At 71.8% G+C, this 15,147-nt stretch carries 13 protein-coding genes; 8 read left to right on the top strand and 5 right to left on the bottom strand.

The window, feature by feature from the left end; genetic code table 11:
- The first annotated feature begins 46 nt into the window (after positions 1 to 46).
- From ABZV93_RS05045 to ABZV93_RS05035, 3 genes are all read left to right on the top strand, one after another.
- The gene (locus tag ABZV93_RS05045; protein ID WP_354930553.1) at positions 47 to 2,275 is read left to right on the top strand and encodes a transglycosylase domain-containing protein; all 2,229 of its coding nucleotides are present in this window, start codon (positions 47 to 49) and stop codon (positions 2,273 to 2,275) included.
- Positions 2,276 to 2,441: 166 nt separating this feature from the next.
- A complete protein-coding gene (locus ABZV93_RS05040; RefSeq protein WP_354930550.1) occupies positions 2,442 to 3,854 on the top strand; it encodes a glycosyltransferase 87 family protein in 1,413 nt (470 codons plus the stop codon).
- Between the two features lie 335 nt (positions 3,855 to 4,189).
- Positions 4,190 to 5,881: a mannosyltransferase family protein gene (locus tag ABZV93_RS05035; protein ID WP_354930547.1), complete on the top strand. Its 1,692-nt coding sequence runs from the start codon at positions 4,190 to 4,192 to the stop codon at positions 5,879 to 5,881.
- Positions 5,882 to 5,911: 30 nt separating this feature from the next.
- Here the strand turns inward: ABZV93_RS05035 and tyrS are convergent, their stop codons facing one another.
- The 4 genes from tyrS to ABZV93_RS05015 form a co-directional block, all read right to left on the bottom strand.
- The gene (gene tyrS, locus ABZV93_RS05030) at positions 5,912 to 7,180 is read right to left on the bottom strand and encodes a tyrosine--tRNA ligase (RefSeq protein WP_354930544.1); all 1,269 of its coding nucleotides are present in this window, start codon (positions 7,178 to 7,180) and stop codon (positions 5,912 to 5,914) included.
- 210 nt (positions 7,181 to 7,390) lie between these two features.
- Positions 7,391 to 8,425, bottom strand: coding sequence for an alanine racemase (locus tag ABZV93_RS05025; protein WP_354930541.1), 1,035 nt, complete (start codon positions 8,423 to 8,425; stop codon positions 7,391 to 7,393).
- Between the two features lie 7 nt (positions 8,426 to 8,432).
- Entirely contained in the window at positions 8,433 to 9,569 is a 1,137-nt protein-coding gene (locus ABZV93_RS05020) for a peptidoglycan bridge formation glycyltransferase FemA/FemB family protein (protein ID WP_354930538.1), read from the bottom strand.
- Between the two features lie 87 nt (positions 9,570 to 9,656).
- Positions 9,657 to 10,463, bottom strand: coding sequence for a deoxyribonuclease IV (locus tag ABZV93_RS05015; RefSeq protein ID WP_354930535.1), 807 nt, complete (start codon positions 10,461 to 10,463; stop codon positions 9,657 to 9,659).
- A 105-nt stretch (positions 10,464 to 10,568) separates the two neighbouring features.
- Between ABZV93_RS05015 and ABZV93_RS05010 the strand changes: the two genes are divergently transcribed.
- The 5 genes from ABZV93_RS05010 to rplI all read left to right on the top strand — a co-directional run bounded on the left by ABZV93_RS05010 (position 10,569) and on the right by rplI (position 13,350).
- The gene (locus ABZV93_RS05010; protein ID WP_354930531.1) at positions 10,569 to 11,630 is read left to right on the top strand and encodes a serine hydrolase domain-containing protein; all 1,062 of its coding nucleotides are present in this window, start codon (positions 10,569 to 10,571) and stop codon (positions 11,628 to 11,630) included.
- A 115-nt stretch (positions 11,631 to 11,745) separates the two neighbouring features.
- Entirely contained in the window at positions 11,746 to 12,036 is a 291-nt protein-coding gene (gene rpsF / locus ABZV93_RS05005) for a 30S ribosomal protein S6 (protein WP_179785585.1), read from the top strand.
- Between the two features lie 16 nt (positions 12,037 to 12,052).
- Entirely contained in the window at positions 12,053 to 12,571 is a 519-nt protein-coding gene (locus ABZV93_RS05000) for a single-stranded DNA-binding protein (RefSeq protein WP_354930527.1), read from the top strand.
- A 77-nt stretch (positions 12,572 to 12,648) separates the two neighbouring features.
- Complete coding sequence (gene rpsR / locus ABZV93_RS04995) at positions 12,649 to 12,885, top strand: 30S ribosomal protein S18 (RefSeq protein WP_354930524.1); 237 nt, start codon at positions 12,649 to 12,651, stop codon at positions 12,883 to 12,885.
- 18 nt (positions 12,886 to 12,903) lie between these two features.
- Complete coding sequence (rplI, locus tag ABZV93_RS04990) at positions 12,904 to 13,350, top strand: 50S ribosomal protein L9 (RefSeq protein ID WP_354930521.1); 447 nt, start codon at positions 12,904 to 12,906, stop codon at positions 13,348 to 13,350.
- Positions 13,351 to 13,476: 126 nt separating this feature from the next.
- Here the strand turns inward: rplI and ABZV93_RS04985 are convergent, their stop codons facing one another.
- Positions 13,477 to 14,808: an MATE family efflux transporter gene (locus ABZV93_RS04985; protein ID WP_354930518.1), complete on the bottom strand. Its 1,332-nt coding sequence runs from the start codon at positions 14,806 to 14,808 to the stop codon at positions 13,477 to 13,479.
- Positions 14,809 to 15,147 lie beyond the last annotated feature (339 nt).

Below are 15,147 nucleotides of genomic sequence, written 5' to 3'. Positions count from 1 at the left end.
CTCGGCAGCGCCAATCCGCTGTCGGGCAACCCCCTGGAACGCCACCGTGACACGCAGACACGTAGACAGGTACGCCGACGACCACACCTCCGTGGACGTCTACGGCGACTCCCGCGAGGGTCGGGGACCTCGCGCGGGTCACCGCTCCCGCAGGCGACCCCGGAGACGTCTGCGGCGTTTCCTGTTCGGGTGCCTGTTCGCGTTCCTCGGGATCGCCATCCTGGGCATCGCGGCGTTCGTGATCGGCTACGCGCGGACGTCCATCCCGGACCCGAACGCGATGCTGGACTCCAACACGACGACCATCTACTACCGCGACGGCAGGAACGTCCTGGGCTCCTACCACGCCCAGAACCGCATCTCGGTGCCGCTGGACCAGGTGCCCAAGAACACCCAGGACGCGGTGGTCGCCGCGGAGAACCGCAGCTTCTGGACCGACCGCGGCGTGTCGCCGACCGGCATCGTCCGCGCCGCGTGGAACACCGCGCGCGGACAGAACGTCCAGGGCGGCTCCACGATCACCCAGCAGTACGTCAAGAACTACTACCTGAGCCAGGAGCAGACCTGGACCCGCAAGGTGAAGGAACTCTTCATCACCTTGAAGGTCCAGCGGCAGCTGTCCAAGCAGGAGATCCTGCAGAACTACCTCAACACCAGCTACTTCGGGCGCGGAGCGTGGGGCATCGAGACCGCCTCACAGGCGTACTTCGGCAAGCACGTCCAGGAGCTCACGCCCCAGGAGTCGGCGGTGCTGGCGTCCCTGCTCCGGGCGCCGTCCATCTACGACCCGGCGGTTGACCCGACCAACCGGCCGCGCCTGGAGGCTCGCTACCACTACGTGCTCGGCGGGATGGCCAAGCTCGGGCACCTGTCCGCCGCCCAGGTCGCGCAGGAGCCGCTGCCGAAGATCAAACGGCTCAGCAAGACCACCAACAACGGCGGACCGGGCGGCTACCTCGTCAGCCAGGTGCGCAAGGAGCTGGTCAGGCTCGGCTACAGCGAGGCGCAGATCGAGACCGGCGGCCTGCAGGTCACCACGACCGTCGACGCCAAGGCCCAGCGCGCCATGCAGGACGCGTTCGCGAAGAACTTCCCGACCAAGAACGCCAAGGGCGTGTACGCCGGCGGCGCCGCCGTGCGCCCGGGCACCGGCGAGGTCGTCGCGATGTACGGCGGGAAGGACTACATCAAGCGCCAGTTCAACGACGCCACCCAGGCCAAGCTGCAGCCCGGCTCGACGTTCAAGTCGTTCGCGCTGGCGGCCGCGCTGGAGGACCGGGTGTCGCTGCGCAGCCGGTTCGCCGGCAACTCGCCGTTCGAACTCGACAACGGCGACGAGGTGCGCAACGAGTTCAACCGCGACTACGGCCGCTACGTCGACCTGATGCAGGCCACCCGGGACTCGATCAACACCGCCTACGTCGACCTGACCGTCAACCGCATCGGCCCGGACGCCGTCTACGACGCGGCCGTGCGCGCAGGCGTACCGGAAAACTCACCCGGCCTGGACAAGCACGCGAAGATCGCCCTCGGCTTCGCGTCGGTGTCCCCGATGGACATGGCCAACTCCTACGCGACGTTCGCGGCCGAGGGCAGGCGCGCACCGTGGCACCTGGTGGAGAAGGTCACCGCACCGGGCGGCAACGTCCTGCACGAGACGAAGGTGCAGGACAAGCGGGAGTTCTCCAAGCCGGTGGTCCGCGACCTCGACTACGCGCTGCAGGACGTGGTGAAGCACGGCAGCGCGGAGGAGGCGGCGCAGAACCTCGGCCGCCCCGCCGCGGGCAAAACCGGCACGCACGAGGACCAGACGGCGTGGTTCGTGGGCTACACCCCGCAGCTGGCCGCGTCGGTGGCGTTCTACAAGGACGCGAACGGCGACGGGAAGAAGGAGTCGCTGGACAACGTGGGCGGGATGAACACGTTCTTCGGCGGCGGCTACCCGGCGCGCATCTGGGCGCAGTTCATGAAGGAGGCGCTGGCAGGTCAGCCGGTACGCCAGTTCCCGCCGCCGGCCAACCTCGGGAAGGTCGTCAACCCCAAGCCGACGTTCACCCGGCGGCCCAAGCCGACGTTCACGCCCACGCCGACTCCCACACCGACGCCAACGGCGACTCCGACTCCAACTCCGACGGACACTCCCACACCGACCCCCACCTTCACCCGGAAGCCGCCGGGTCCGAGGCCCAAGCCGACCAACACCCTGCCCATCCCGACGCCCACCTCCTCGCCCAGCCCGACCAGGACCAAGGGACCCCACCGGCCGTTCCCGTGATCCTCGGCTCGGGACGGAGACTGCTGCCACGGATCGGAGCCGACGGGCCGTCCCGACCGTTGGTGCGGGGCAGGTCGTTCGGCGTGGCGCCGGGAGGGTACCCACCCCGTCAGCGCGATAGGGCACGATGGGCTCCGACGTGACGCCGGACCGGACGGAGGCGCGGGTGAGCAGGAGTCCCTCCCGGGAGGATCCCCTGGCCCGCCTTGCGACCACCTGGCTCGGCGGACCGGTCGGTGTGCACGCGCGCGTGAGTAGCTCCCGGTGGACACCGCTGGCGGTGGCGTTCGCGGTGACGACGGGGATGTTCGTCCTCGGTGTTCTGCAGAAGGTGCCCTGTCACGGCGTGGGCTGGCCGCGTGAGTCCGGGTACGCCTTCAGCCATCTCTGCTACACCGACGTGCCGTACCTCTACCGCGAGCGCGGCTTCGCCCAGGGCAACCTCGCCTACCTCGACACCGGCAACTACCCGCCGCTGGAGTACCCCGTCCTCACCGGCGCGGTGATGCAGGTGACCGCCTGGCTGACACAGGCGTTCGGGTCCGGGGACGCGGTGCGCGACAGCGTGCTGTACTTCGACCTCACCGTCGTGTTCCTGTTCGCCTGCGCGCTGGTGACCGTGTGGGCGCTCGCCCGCATGTGCCTTCGCCGGCCGTACGACGTGCTCTTCTTCGCCGCGGCGCCGGTGCTCGCGCTGGCCGGCACCATCAACTGGGACCTCGCCGCTGTCGCCCTCACCACCTGTGCGCTGCTGGCCTGGTCGCGGTCGCGTCCGTACCTCGCCGGGGTCCTGATCGGGCTCGGCGTGGCGACGAAGTTCTACCCGCTGCTGGTGCTGGGACCGCTGCTGGTGCTGGCGCTGCGCACCGGCCGGATGCGGCTGTGGGCGACGACGGCGCTGTCCGCGCTGGCCGCGTGGTTGGTCGTCAACCTGCCGGTGCTGCTGCTCGCGGAGAGCAGTTGGGCGGTGTTCTGGTCGTTCAACACCGCCCGGATGGGCGACTTCGGGTCGATCTGGTACGCCCTCGGGCTGGCCGGGCACCCGGTCAGGGCGGTCAACACGGTCTCCCTCGGGTTGTTCGGCCTGGCCTGTGCCGGCGTGGCGGCGCTGGGGCTGTTCGCACCCAGACGGCCCCGGCTGGCGCAGCTCGCGTTCCTGACCGTCGCGGCGTTCCTGCTGGTGAACAAGGTCTACTCCCCGCAGTACGTCCTCTGGCTGCTGCCCCTCGTGGCACTGGCCCGGCCGCGGTGGCGGGACTGGGCGATCTGGCAGGCCGGTGAGCTCCTCTACTGGCTGGCCATCTGGCTGCACCTGTCCGGCAGCCTCGCGGGCGGCGGTGCGGAGCGGCTCTACTGGCTCGCCGTGGTGGTCCGGATGGCGACGACCGGCTACCTGTGCGTGCTGGTGGTCCGCGACATCCTGCGGCCCTCCGCCGACGTCGTACGCGCCGGGGACCTGGTGGACGACCCGACCGGCGGGCCCTTCGACGGGGCGGCCGACGCCGCGTGGCGGAGAGGGCGCTTCCGAAGTCCCGAGCCGATCGAACGGGCCCTGCAGGAAGAGGGTGTGGCACGGTGAGCAACCGACGCAGGTGGACCGAGGAACCGCCGGACGGACCCGGTCGCGGTGACGGCGGGCGTGGCGGCGGGCGTGGCGCAGGGGGAGCCCCCGGCCTCGGTGGTCCTGCCGGCTCCGGCGGCTCCGGCGGCCGTGCCGGGCCCGATCTGTGGGGCGAGCGTTCCTGGCCCGGGGAACCCTTTCCGAGCCGGCCTGCGCGCCGGCGCGCCGACGGCGGACCGGACTGGCGGGAGACGCTGGCGTCGCGCCCTGACGAGCCGGTGGACGACCGGACGCCCCGGCCGGGTGCGCCGGCGCACGGCCGTCGTCGCCGGGAAGACGTCCCGCCCGAGCCCGTGACGGACACCGGCTGGTACGGCGCCTCCGACGTGGAGGCCTCCGCGCCGCCGTGGGACACCCGCGACTGGAACTCACCCCAGTGGACCATGCCGGAGCGGGGTACGCCGGAGCGATCGCTCGACACCACCACTCCGGCGTACCGGGCCGCCGGTGAGGGCGGCCGGTACGAGGGCCCTGACGACGGGGTGAACGACGGCCCGAAGGACGGCGTTGACGAGGATGAGCGGCGTCGTGCCGACCGGCCGCGTCCGTGGTGGTCGGACGAACTGGACGCCTCGGGGGGTGACGCGGACGACGACGTCTCCGAGCCGCTGACGCCGATGGGCGGCACCCCGGCACCGGCTCAGGATCCGGACGAGCGCGAGACGGACCGGCCGGCGCGGCAGCGCGAGCCGGGGCAGCCGGGCCGTCCCCAACCGCCGGCCGAACCGGTGGCCGAGCCGGCAGGAGCGCGTTCCACTCCGCCGGGGCCTGCGCCGACGACACCCTCCGGCTCCTCGACCTCGACGGCCTCGGACGCACGGGGGCCGCAGGGGTCCTCCCGGCTCCGGTGGCTGCCCGAACGGCTTCGCCCGACGCCCGGCGACGTGCAGGTGCTGGCCTGGTGGGCGGTCACCCGGCTCGGCATCCTGCTGGTCGCGGTGACCGGGCCGTGGCTGTTCCACGGCACCGGCAAGATCCCGAGCTTCTGGGACTCCTGGAAGCAATGGGACTTCTGGCACTTCGACCGGATCGCGACGTTCGGCTACTTCGCGCCCGGCTGGAGCACGCCGATCGAGGCGTTCTTCCCCGGCTTCCCGATGGTGCTGCGGCTCGGCGTCCTGGTCGGGATCCCCACGGTTGTGGGCGGCCTGCTGGTGTCGTTCGTCGCCGGGGGCGTCGCCGCCGTCGCGCTGGCCCGGCTCGCCGACCGCGAGTGGGGACCGGGCGCGGGCCGCTACGCCGCCGCGATGTGGATGCTGGCGCCGCCCGCGATCTTCCTCGCCGCGCCGTACACCGAGGCGTTGTTCCTCGCCCTGGCGATCCCCGCGTGGCTGTCCGCCCGCCGGGGCAACTGGTGGCTCGCCGCCGTGCTCGCCGCCGGCGCGTGCACGGTCCGGGTGTCGGGCATCTTCCTGGTCGTCGCGCTGGCCGTGGAGTTCCTCACCTCCGGCCGCCGGAAGGGATGGCTCGAGGGGCTGTGGCTGGCGCTGCCGATGGCCCCCGTGCTCGGCTACATGGCCTATCTGAAGGTGAACACCGGCGACTGGCTGCGGTGGTACCACGCCCAGTCCGATGAGTGGTATCGAGGCTTCACCCTGCCCTGGACCGCGTTCTTCAACACCTGGAACGCCGCGACCGGGCACACCGCGTTCGGCGACGTGAGCGACGCGCTGCGAGCCAACTTCGAGTGGATGTTCCGGGCCGAACTGGTGGCGATGCTGGTCGGCCTGGTGGTCACGGTCGTCCTGCTGACGCTGCGCCGGTGGGGCGAGGCAACCTGGGTGGGCGTGCAGGTGGCCGCGTTCGCGACGTCGTACTGGTTCTTCTCCGTTCCCCGCGCCACGCTGCTGTGGTTCCCGCTGTGGATCGGCCTCGGTGCGCTGGCGGTCCGGCGGCCATGGGTGTGGCGGGCGTACGTCATCCTCGCGGTGCCGTTGTTCGGAATCTGGGCGGCCGCCTACCTCACCGGTCGCTGGTCCGGCTGACCTGGCCGGGCAGAGCCGAACCCCGGCTGGTCAGGACGGCCCCGCCTCCCAGGTGAGCCGGAACCACCGCCGCCGGCCGATCCGGAGCAGCGCGCCCTCCCCGGCGCCGGCGGGCAGCAGTTCGTCGGCGTCGGCCAGCACCCGGTCGGCCAGGCGTACCCCGCCCTGGTCCACCAGTCGCCGGGCGGCGCTGCGGCTCAGGTCCGGCTGGGCCAGACAGACGAGGTCCCAGACGGTGAGCCCGCCCGTCCCGGTGGGAGCGGCGGACAGCACCGGCACTTCGGTGGGTTCGCGCCGGGCGGAGAACGTCGAGCGGAACCACTCCCGCTCGGCGGCGGCCTGTTCGGCCCCGTGGTAGCGCGCGACGACCGCCTCGGCCAGTCCGAGCTTGGCGTCCCGGACCTCCCGGCCGCCGCGTTCCATCGCTCGCCGGGCCTCCTCGACCACGGCCGTCGGCACGGTCGTGTAGACCTCGAGGTAGCCGGGCACGAGGGCGTCCGGAATGCTCATCAGCTTGCCGAACTTCTCCCGCGGCGGGTCGGTCAGCGCGACGTAGTTGCCGAGGCTCTTGGACTGCTTGGCGCGCCCGTCGATACCCGGCGTGATCCTCGTGGTGATCACCACCTGCGGCTTCGCGCCCAGCCGCTGCTGGTAGTGCCGGCCGAGCATCTCGTTGAAGAGCTGGTCGCTGCCCACGATGGTGAGGTCGGAGCGCATCGCCCACGAGTCGTACCCCTGCAGGACGGGGTAGACCAGCTCGTGCATCGCGATGTCGCGGCCCTCGGCCACCCGGCGGCGGAACATGTCCCGGGCCATCAGCTGGCCGTGGGTGACGTGGGCCAGCAGAGTCAGCCAGTCCCGCGTGGTGAGGGTGTCGTACCACTCGGAGTTGCGGCGTACCTCGAACACCTCCGGCTCGGTCCGCAGCACCGTGCCGGCCTGCTCCAGGAACGCCGCGGCGTTCGCCTCGATCGCGGCCCGGGGCAGGACCGGCCGGGTCTCCGTGCGACCGGTCGGGTCGCCGACCTGGGTGGTCACGTCGCCCAGCAGGAAGACCACGGTGTGGCCGGCGTCCTGCAGGCGGCGCATCATCCACAGGTTGACCGCGTGGCCGAGATGAAGGAACGGCGCGGTGCAGTCGACGCCGTACTTGATCCGCAGCGGGCGGCCGGATTCGAGCAGGGCCTCGAGCTCGGGCCGGCTCACCACCTCGTCGGTGGTGCGGGCGAGGTCGTCGAGCAGGGCAGCGTGGTCGGCGGCAGGCGGGTTGGCGGCAGAGCCGCCCATGGTGGCAGACACGGGTCGGGATCCTTCGAGGTCAGCAGCGAAGGGCGCACCCTGAGGGCGGCCCGGGGACGGCGCGCGTCAGCGCCGATATCGCTGCTGGGTCCCGATCACGCGGGCAGTCTAGGCCATGAGCGGGGTACGGTCCCGCCGATCGGCCCGCCCGGCCGCATTCGGCCCGCTCGCACGAACCGGCGCTCACCCGTACCGGCCCGCTCGGCCGGATCAGTCGAGAACGACCCGGTCGAACTTCGTGATCGCCATCCCGACGTTGACCGGCAGCTCGGTGCCGACCTCCGGCGGGCGGATCGAGTGCGGCAGGAAGAGCACGCTCACCTGCATGTGCGGCGGCTCGGCGAACCACCGCCGCTTCCCGGCCACGGTGTACGGCGACAGCGCCCGGCCGGTCGCCTCCAGCCCGCTGGCGGTCAGCACCCGGGCACGGGTGCGCAGGTCGGCGACGTGACTCGGCGCCTCCAGCGCGATGCCGTGCGCGGTGCCGCCGCTGGCGACGACGAGGTGCCCGGCGCCGGGCACGCGGCGGCGGCGGTAGCCGAAGCGGTCGCCCTTGCTGACCGGATGCACGTCGAGCACGTGCGCCCGCGCGGCGTAGGCCTCGCGGTCGGCCAGCCACAGCCGGGTGCCGATCCGGGACCGGATCTCCAGGCCGGGGTGGGCGGCGGCGAGAGTGCTGAGCTCCTCGGCCGTCAGGTGGGAGACGAACAGCCGGTCGTACGCCACACCGGCGTCGTTCAGCCGTTCGATCCAGGTGGTGACCTCCGGCCCGTGCCGCCCGGCCGAGGGCAGCGGCAGGTGCAGCGCGAACCCCTCGCAGCGCACACCCTCCAGCAGTTTCACCACGTCGGCCAGCTCGTCGGCGGGCACACCGTGCCGGCGCATCGAGGTGAACAGCTCGACGACCACCCGCGGACGTCCGGGGCCGTCGGCCAGGGACCGCAGGTCGGCTACCCGGCTCACCGTGGAGATCACCCGCGGGTCGTCCGGCACCTCGTCGAAGGGCCGGATCGGGGTCAGCACCAGCAGGTCGCCGGCGAACTCGTCGCGGACCGCGGCCAGCTCCTCGTACGTCCCGACGGCCAGCATCTCGACGCCCATCCGGGTCGCCTCGGTAGCCAGCAGCGCGTGCCCGAAGCCGTAGCCGGTGCCCTTCACGACCGGGACCAGCCGTGGGTACGCCGCGGAGACGGAGTCCAGGTGGCCCCGCCAGCGGGCCGTGTCGACGTGCAGCGTCAGCGACATCTGCGGGCTACCCCCGTCGGCGCATGTAGAGGTCGAACGCGGTGTACAGCAGCCGGGAGATCGGCAGGTCCCACTCGCCGAGGTACTCCGCGGCCTCCCCGCCTGTGCCGAGCTTGAACTGCAGCAGCCCGAAGTGGGAGTCGGACTCGTCCATGGTGTCGGTGATGCCGCGCAGGTCGTAGACCCGGGCACCGGAGGACAGGGCGTCCCGGATCATCTCCCACTGCAGCGCGTTCGACGGGCGGACGTCGCGCTTGGCCGTGGACGACGCGCCGTAGGAGTACCACGCGTGGGTGCCCACCTGGACACCGATCGTGGCCGCGGCCAGCTCGCCCTCGTGGTGGGCGAGGTAGAGCTTGGCGCGGTCGGGGTGCTCGGCGTTGAGGGCGCGGAACATGGTGACGAAGTAGGCCAGCGGACGCGGGGTGAAGTGGTCGCGCCGGGCGGTTTCGACGTACAGCTGGTGGAAGGCGGGCAGGTCGTCGGCCGACCCCCGGCTGACCTCGACACCTGCCTTGGCGGCCTTCTTGATGTTGCGCCGCCACAGCTGGTTCATCCCGGACAGGACGGTCTTCTCGTCGCGGTCCTCCAGTGGCAGCTGGAAGACGTAGCGGGGCTGGCCCGCGGCGAAGCCGGAGGCGTTCTCGGCCGGCGGACGCCAGCCCAGGGACCGCAGTTGGTCGGCCACGGCGAGCGCGGTGTGGTCGCTGCTGTCGGGTGTGACGTCCCCGAGGGTGCGCGGACCCGAACTCTCCTCCGCCAGGGCGGCCTTGACGGTGGCCGCGGACCAGCGGCGGGCGATCACCGGCGGGCCCATCCGGATCCCGAAGGCGCCCTGCGCGCTCACGTGCTCGGTCAGCGGCGTCAGCCACCGGCCGAGGTCGGCGTCGGTCCAGTCGATCACCGGGCCCTCGGGGAGGTAGGCGAGCGAACGCCGCATCCGGGGCAGCCGGCGGTAGAGCACCAGGCCCGCGCCGATGACCTTCTCACCGTCGTCGCCGGCGTCGACCCAGCCGACCGACTCCGCTCGCCACTCGCGCTTCACCTCACCCCAGGCAGGGGTCTGGAGGAAGCTGGCCGACTCCCGGGACTCCAGGAAGGCCAGGTGCTCGGCAGGGGTGAGAGTTCGTACGCGCAGGACCACGCAGGCGAGGCTACCGGTCCTGCGGCACCCGCGCGCCCGGGCGGCCCGGCTTCCCGGTAAGCCGGAATCCGGGCCCGGCCGGAGCCGTCACCGACCGTCCAGGTGCCGACGCAGCCAGTCGATGTCGGCGCCCTGGCCGTCGGCCCCGCCGGGGGTCTCCACGATCACCGGCGCCCCCGCCGCCCGGACCACGGCCAGCAGGTCGTCGCCGGCGATCTTGCCGGAGCCGAAGTTGGCGTGCCGGTCGCGCCCGGAGTCGAAGGCGTCCTGGGAATCGTTGGCGTGCACCAGGTCGATCCGTCCGGTGATCGCCTTCACCCGGTCGACGACGGTGGTCAGCTCCTCACCACCCGCGTGGAAGTGGCAGGTGTCCAGGCAGAACCCGACGGTGTCCCCGCCCTCGGCGTCGGTGACCGCCGCCCACAGCCGCTCGATCCGGTCCAGGTGGCGGGCCATCGCGTTGTCGCCGCCGGCGGTGTTCTCGATCAGCACCGGGCACGGCATGTCCATCCGCTCGATGCACTTGCGCCAGTTGTCGAAGCCGACCTCGGGGTCGTCGCTCTTGGAGACGTGCCCGCCGTGCACGATCACCCCGCGCGCACCGATCTCGGCCGCCGCGGTCACCGTCTGCTGGAGCAGTTTGCGGGACGGGATGCGGATGCGGTTGTTGGTGGTGGCGACGTTGATGACGTACGGCGCGTGGACGTAGAGGCCCACCCCGGCGTCGTTCGCGGCGGCCACCAGCGCCTCGGCGCCACCCTCGTAGGCGAACTTCGGGCCCTTCCACCCCTGAGGATCACCGAGGAAGAACTGCGCGATGTCGGCCGAACGGGCCCGCGCCTCGGCGATCGGGTCCTCCTGGTCGACGTGCGCTCCGAGCGGCAGGCTGGTCATGCACGGCACCCTACGAGGGACCACCGACACAGCCCGCGACGCCCCGCCACAGCGCCGTACGGAAAGGCAGGCTCGATGAACGCAGGCCCGACGACCGCAGGCCCGATGAACTCTGTCCCGACGAACGCGGCGCCCCGCACTCTCCGCGAACTCCGCGACGGCATCGAGGCCGGCCGGCACACCGGCGCCCAGGTGTACGCCGCGGTGGACGGCCGGACGGTTGTCGACCGCGCCCTCGGCGAGGCCCGCCCCGGCGTACCCATGCGGACCTCCACGATCGTGGAGTGGGCCTCGGCGACCAAGCCGGTGACCTGCGTGGCCCTGATGAGGCTGGTCGACACAGGTCTGCTCGGCCTCGACGACCCGGTGCACAAGCACCTGCCGGAGTTCACCGCGACCGGCGACTTCCCGGGCAAGAACGAGGTCACCGTGCGCCGCCTGCTCACCCACACCGCCGGCCTCACCAGCACGCTCACCGGGGTGGAGCCGCCGGAGCGGATGGTGGCCGACATCTGCGCCTCACCGCTCGCCCCGGGCTGGCGCCCCGGGCAGCGCAGCGCCTACAACTCGGTCGCCATGTGGATCGTCGCCGCCCTTGTCGCCCGGCTGTCCGGCCGGCGGTTCGGTGACTTCGTGCGTACGGAGGTGTTCGGTCCGGCCGGGGTCGAGGAGGCGTGGATCGGCATGCCGGACGAGGAGTACGACGCGCGGTGGGACGACCTCGCGGTGATCGACGGCTTCCCGCGCTCGGGCACCCGGGACTGGGTCACCTGGGAACGCCCCACCGGCGGGTGCCACGGCCCGATCCGCGAGCTCGGGCGGTTCTACGCGGCGTTCCTCGCCGGGCGGCTGTGCTCGCCCGGGGCCGTCGCGGAGATGACCCGCCCCCAGGTCGCCGGCGTGTACGACGAGTACGTCCACGCCACCGTCGACCGCGGGCTCGGCTTCCTGCTCCGCTCCTCCTACGCCGGGCACGGCTACGGTCCGCACGCGTCACCGGACACATACGGACATGGCGGGCGAAACTGGTGCGTCGGCCTGGCCGACCCCGCCTGCGGACTGGCCGCGGCGGTGTACTGGAACGGCATGGCCGACGATGACGTCCAGGCGGTCCGGCAGCCCGCGACCCTGGCCGCGCTGTACGCCGACCTCGGCCTGGTAACCTAAGTCGCTGGTCCGCTGGGAAGACCCGCCCCATGGCGGAAGGCACCCGGACCTGACGCAAGCCCTCCTGTCACGGAAAGACCGTGACCGCCCGAGTCCAGAGGAGGTGGAGTTCCGCATGCGTCGTTACGAAGTCATGGTGATCCTCGATGCCGATCTTGAGGAACGCACCGTAGGCCCGTCCCTCGACCAGTACCTCTCCCTCGTTCGTCAGAACGGCGGGACCGTGGAGAAGGTCGACATCTGGGGCCGTCGCCGGTTGGCGTACGACATCAACAAGAAGTCCGAGGGCATCTACTCGGTGATCGACCTGACCGCCGAGCCCGCGACCGTCCTCGAGCTGGATCGTCAGCTGACCCTGAACGAGTCGGTGCTGCGGACTAAGGTCATCCGCCCCGACACCCGCTGATTCACGGGAGGCGTTCATGGCAGGCGACACAGTCATCACACTCGTCGGCAACCTCGTCGACGACCCCGAGTTGCGTTTCACCCCCTCCGGGGCGGCAGTGGCCAACTTCCGTCTCGCGTCCACCCCTCGCACCTTCGACCGGCAGAGCAACGAGTGGAAGGACGGCGAGACGCTGTTCCTGACCTGCAACGTGTGGCGGCAGGCGGCGGAGAACGTCGCCGAGTCGCTGCAGCGCGGCATGCGGGTCGTCGTCCAGGGCCGGTTGAAGTCCCGTTCGTACGAGACCCGCGAGGGTGAGCGGCGGACGGTCTTCGAGGTCGAGGTCGACGAGGTGGGACCCAGCCTCCGTAACGCGACTGCCAAGGTCACCAGGACCAGCCGTGCACAGGGCGGCTTCGGTGGCGACGACCCGTGGCAGACGCAGCAAGGTGGCGGCGGTGGCGGCGCCCGACAGGGCGGCGGCCAGCAGTCCGGCGGAAACGACCCCTGGGGCGGACAGCAGTCCGGCGGATCCCAGGACGAGCCCCCGTTCTGACCAACCGACGTCATCCCGTTCGATCCCCATCCGCGACCATTCCCGCGTGAAGCGGGGCTTCCTGGAGGAGCACCACGATGGCCAAGGCACCAGTACGCAAGCCCAAGAAGAAGGTTTGCGTGTTCTGCAAGGAGAAGATCTCCTACGTCGACTACAAGGACACGACTCTGCTGCGGAAGTTCATTTCCGACCGCGGCAAGATTCGTGCCCGCCGGGTGACCGGCAACTGCACCCAGCACCAGCGGGACGTCGCGGTTGCCATCAAGAACTCGCGCGAGGTCGCCCTGCTGCCCTACACCAGCACCGCGCGCTGACGAGGAGGTTGACACGCTATGAAGCTCATCCTCACCCAGGAAGTGTCCGGTCTGGGCACCCCGGGCGACATCGTCGAGGTCAAGGACGGCTACGGCCGTAACTTCCTCATCCCGCGCGGTCTCGGCATGCGCTGGACCAAGGGCGGCGAGAAGCAGGTCGCCTCGATCCGCAAGGCGCGCGAGGTCCGGGAGATCCGCGACCTCGGCCACGCCGAGCAGATCAAGGGCCAGCTCGAGGGCCTGTCGGTGAAGCTGCCGGCGCGGTCCGGCGACAGCGGCCGGCTGTTCGGCTCGGTCACCGTCGCCGACATCGTGGCGGCGGTCAAGGAGGCCGGCGGCCCCGACATCGACAAGCGGCGGATCGAGATCGGCCAGCCGATCAAGACGCTCGGTTCGCACCAGGTGTCGGTTCGCCTGCACCAGGAGCTGAGTGCCAAGCTCTCGATCGAGGTCGTCTCGGCCTGAGCGCTCAGGGCGCCGTGAGCACCTGAGCACCTGAGCTCGACGCAGCAACTGCCCGGAGGGGCGGTCCCGGAATCCCGGGGCCGCCCCTCCGGCGTTCTGCCGACCGTGTGTTGCCGGTGGGTGCAGTCAGCGGCGGGCGGCGCCCGCGCCGGTCACCAGCCAGGCGTCGCTGCGGGCCCGCACCGCGAGGGTCGCCAGCCGGGCCACCATGAACCCGCCGAAGGCCCACCACAGCGCGAGCAGACCTCCGTGGGTGGCGTACACCAGCACCGCGAGCGGCAGGAACGCCACCAGCGTCACCAGGCCGGCGTAGGCGAGGTACTTCCCGTCGCCCGCGCCGATGAGCACGCCGTCCAGGACGAACACGATCCCCGCGACCGGTTCGAAGCAGGCGAACACGAGGATCGCCTGCGCGAGCAGCGCCTGGACGGCCGGGTCGGCGCTGAACAACGGCACGTACACCGGTCGCGCCAGCACCACCACCGCACCGAACACCACGCCCGCGCCGATGCCCCACTCCACCATCCGGCGGGTCGCCGCCCGGGTGCCTGCCACGTCCGACCCGCCGAGGTACCGCCCGACGATGGCCTGCCCGGCGATCGCGATCGCGTCCAGGGCGATGGCGAGGGTGTTCCACAGCGTGAACGCCACCTGGTGGGCGGCCAGCGGCACGTCACCGAACGACGTGGCGACGTACGCGGTGACCAGCAGCGCGGCCCGCAGCGTCAGCGTGCGGATGATCAGGGGTACGCCGGCGTGCGCGCTCGCCCGGATGCCGGGCAGGTCCGGCCGCAGCGGGGCGCCGTGCCGGCGGGCGGCCCGGACCACCACGACGACCAGCGCCACCGCCCCGGCGGTCTGGGCGAGCACCGTGCCACACGCCGAGCCGGCGATCCCCAGGTGCAGCCCGTAGACGAAGAGCAGGTTGAGCACGACGTTGCCGACGTACGACGCGCCCGCTGTCCACAGCGGCGTACGTGTGTCCTGCAGGCCGCGCAGCACGCCCGTCCCGGCGAACGTCAGCAGCAGCGCGGGCATCCCGAGCACGGCCACCCGCAGGTAGGTGACGGCGAACTCGTGCACCTGCGGCGAGGGCCCGAACGCGCCGACCACGGCCGGTGCCGCCAGGGTGCCGACCAACGCGAGCAGCACCCCGAGACCGAGCGCCAGCCACAGCCCGTCGATCCCGTACGCCAGCGCCGACCGGCGGTCCCCCGCGCCCAGGTGACGGGCGACGGAGGCGGTGGTGGCGTAGGCGAGGAAGACGAACACGCCGACCAGCGTCTGCAGTGCGGTTCCGGCCAGGCCGAGGGCGGCGAGCTGAGGGGTGCCCAGGTGGCCGACGATCGCGGAGTCGGCCAGCAGGTAGACGGGTTCGGCGATCAGGGCGCCGAACGCCGGAATCGCCAGGCGGAGGATGTCCCGGTCGTACGGGCTACGGAGCCGGGTGAGGGACACGGGCGGGGTACCTCCGAAAGACGCCACGGCTCGGTCCCGGACGGGGTCCGGGTGGAGCCGGGGCAGGAGTCGCGAATCGGGCGGGCTCGGGTGGGGGTGGCCCTCCCTATGATGCGGTCGGCGCGAGCGTGGTCCGTCGTCGGCCCCGGGCGGACCGCGTTCCCGACCGCCGCGGCCGCGGCACGCCCGGTGTGGACGACACGCCCGGGCAAGCAATTGCCGGGCACTTTCTCCGGACACACGTCGTGTCCACAGCGTGGGGATGCCGAACGCGCAGGCGAACCGCCTGATCGCCGGTCGCCCGAGATTTTCTCCACAGAGAAATCCCCAGGCTGTGCA

The sequence above is a fragment of the Actinopolymorpha sp. NPDC004070 genome (genome assembly GCF_040610475.1).
Lineage (GTDB): Bacteria > Actinomycetota > Actinomycetes > Propionibacteriales > Actinopolymorphaceae > Actinopolymorpha.
The sequence above is the reverse complement of the archived record's forward strand: the minus strand, read 5'-3'. Positions and strand labels throughout refer to the sequence as shown.

What these genes read in the sequence shown, in the direction of transcription:
- rplI (WP_354930521.1), top strand. Translation starts at nt 12,904, where the DNA reads ATGAAGCTCATCCTCACCCAGGAAGTGTCCGGTCTGGGCACCCCGGGC.
- rpsF (WP_179785585.1), top strand. Translation starts at nt 11,746, where the DNA reads ATGCGTCGTTACGAAGTCATGGTGATCCTCGATGCCGATCTTGAGGAA.
- ABZV93_RS05015 (WP_354930535.1), bottom strand. Translation starts at nt 10,463, where the DNA reads ATGACCAGCCTGCCGCTCGGAGCGCACGTCGACCAGGAGGACCCGATC.
- ABZV93_RS05000 (WP_354930527.1), top strand. Translation starts at nt 12,053, where the DNA reads ATGGCAGGCGACACAGTCATCACACTCGTCGGCAACCTCGTCGACGAC.
- ABZV93_RS05010 (WP_354930531.1), top strand. Translation starts at nt 10,569, where the DNA reads ATGAACTCTGTCCCGACGAACGCGGCGCCCCGCACTCTCCGCGAACTC.
- ABZV93_RS05025 (WP_354930541.1), bottom strand. Translation starts at nt 8,425, where the DNA reads ATGTCGCTGACGCTGCACGTCGACACGGCCCGCTGGCGGGGCCACCTG.
- rpsR (WP_354930524.1), top strand. Translation starts at nt 12,649, where the DNA reads ATGGCCAAGGCACCAGTACGCAAGCCCAAGAAGAAGGTTTGCGTGTTC.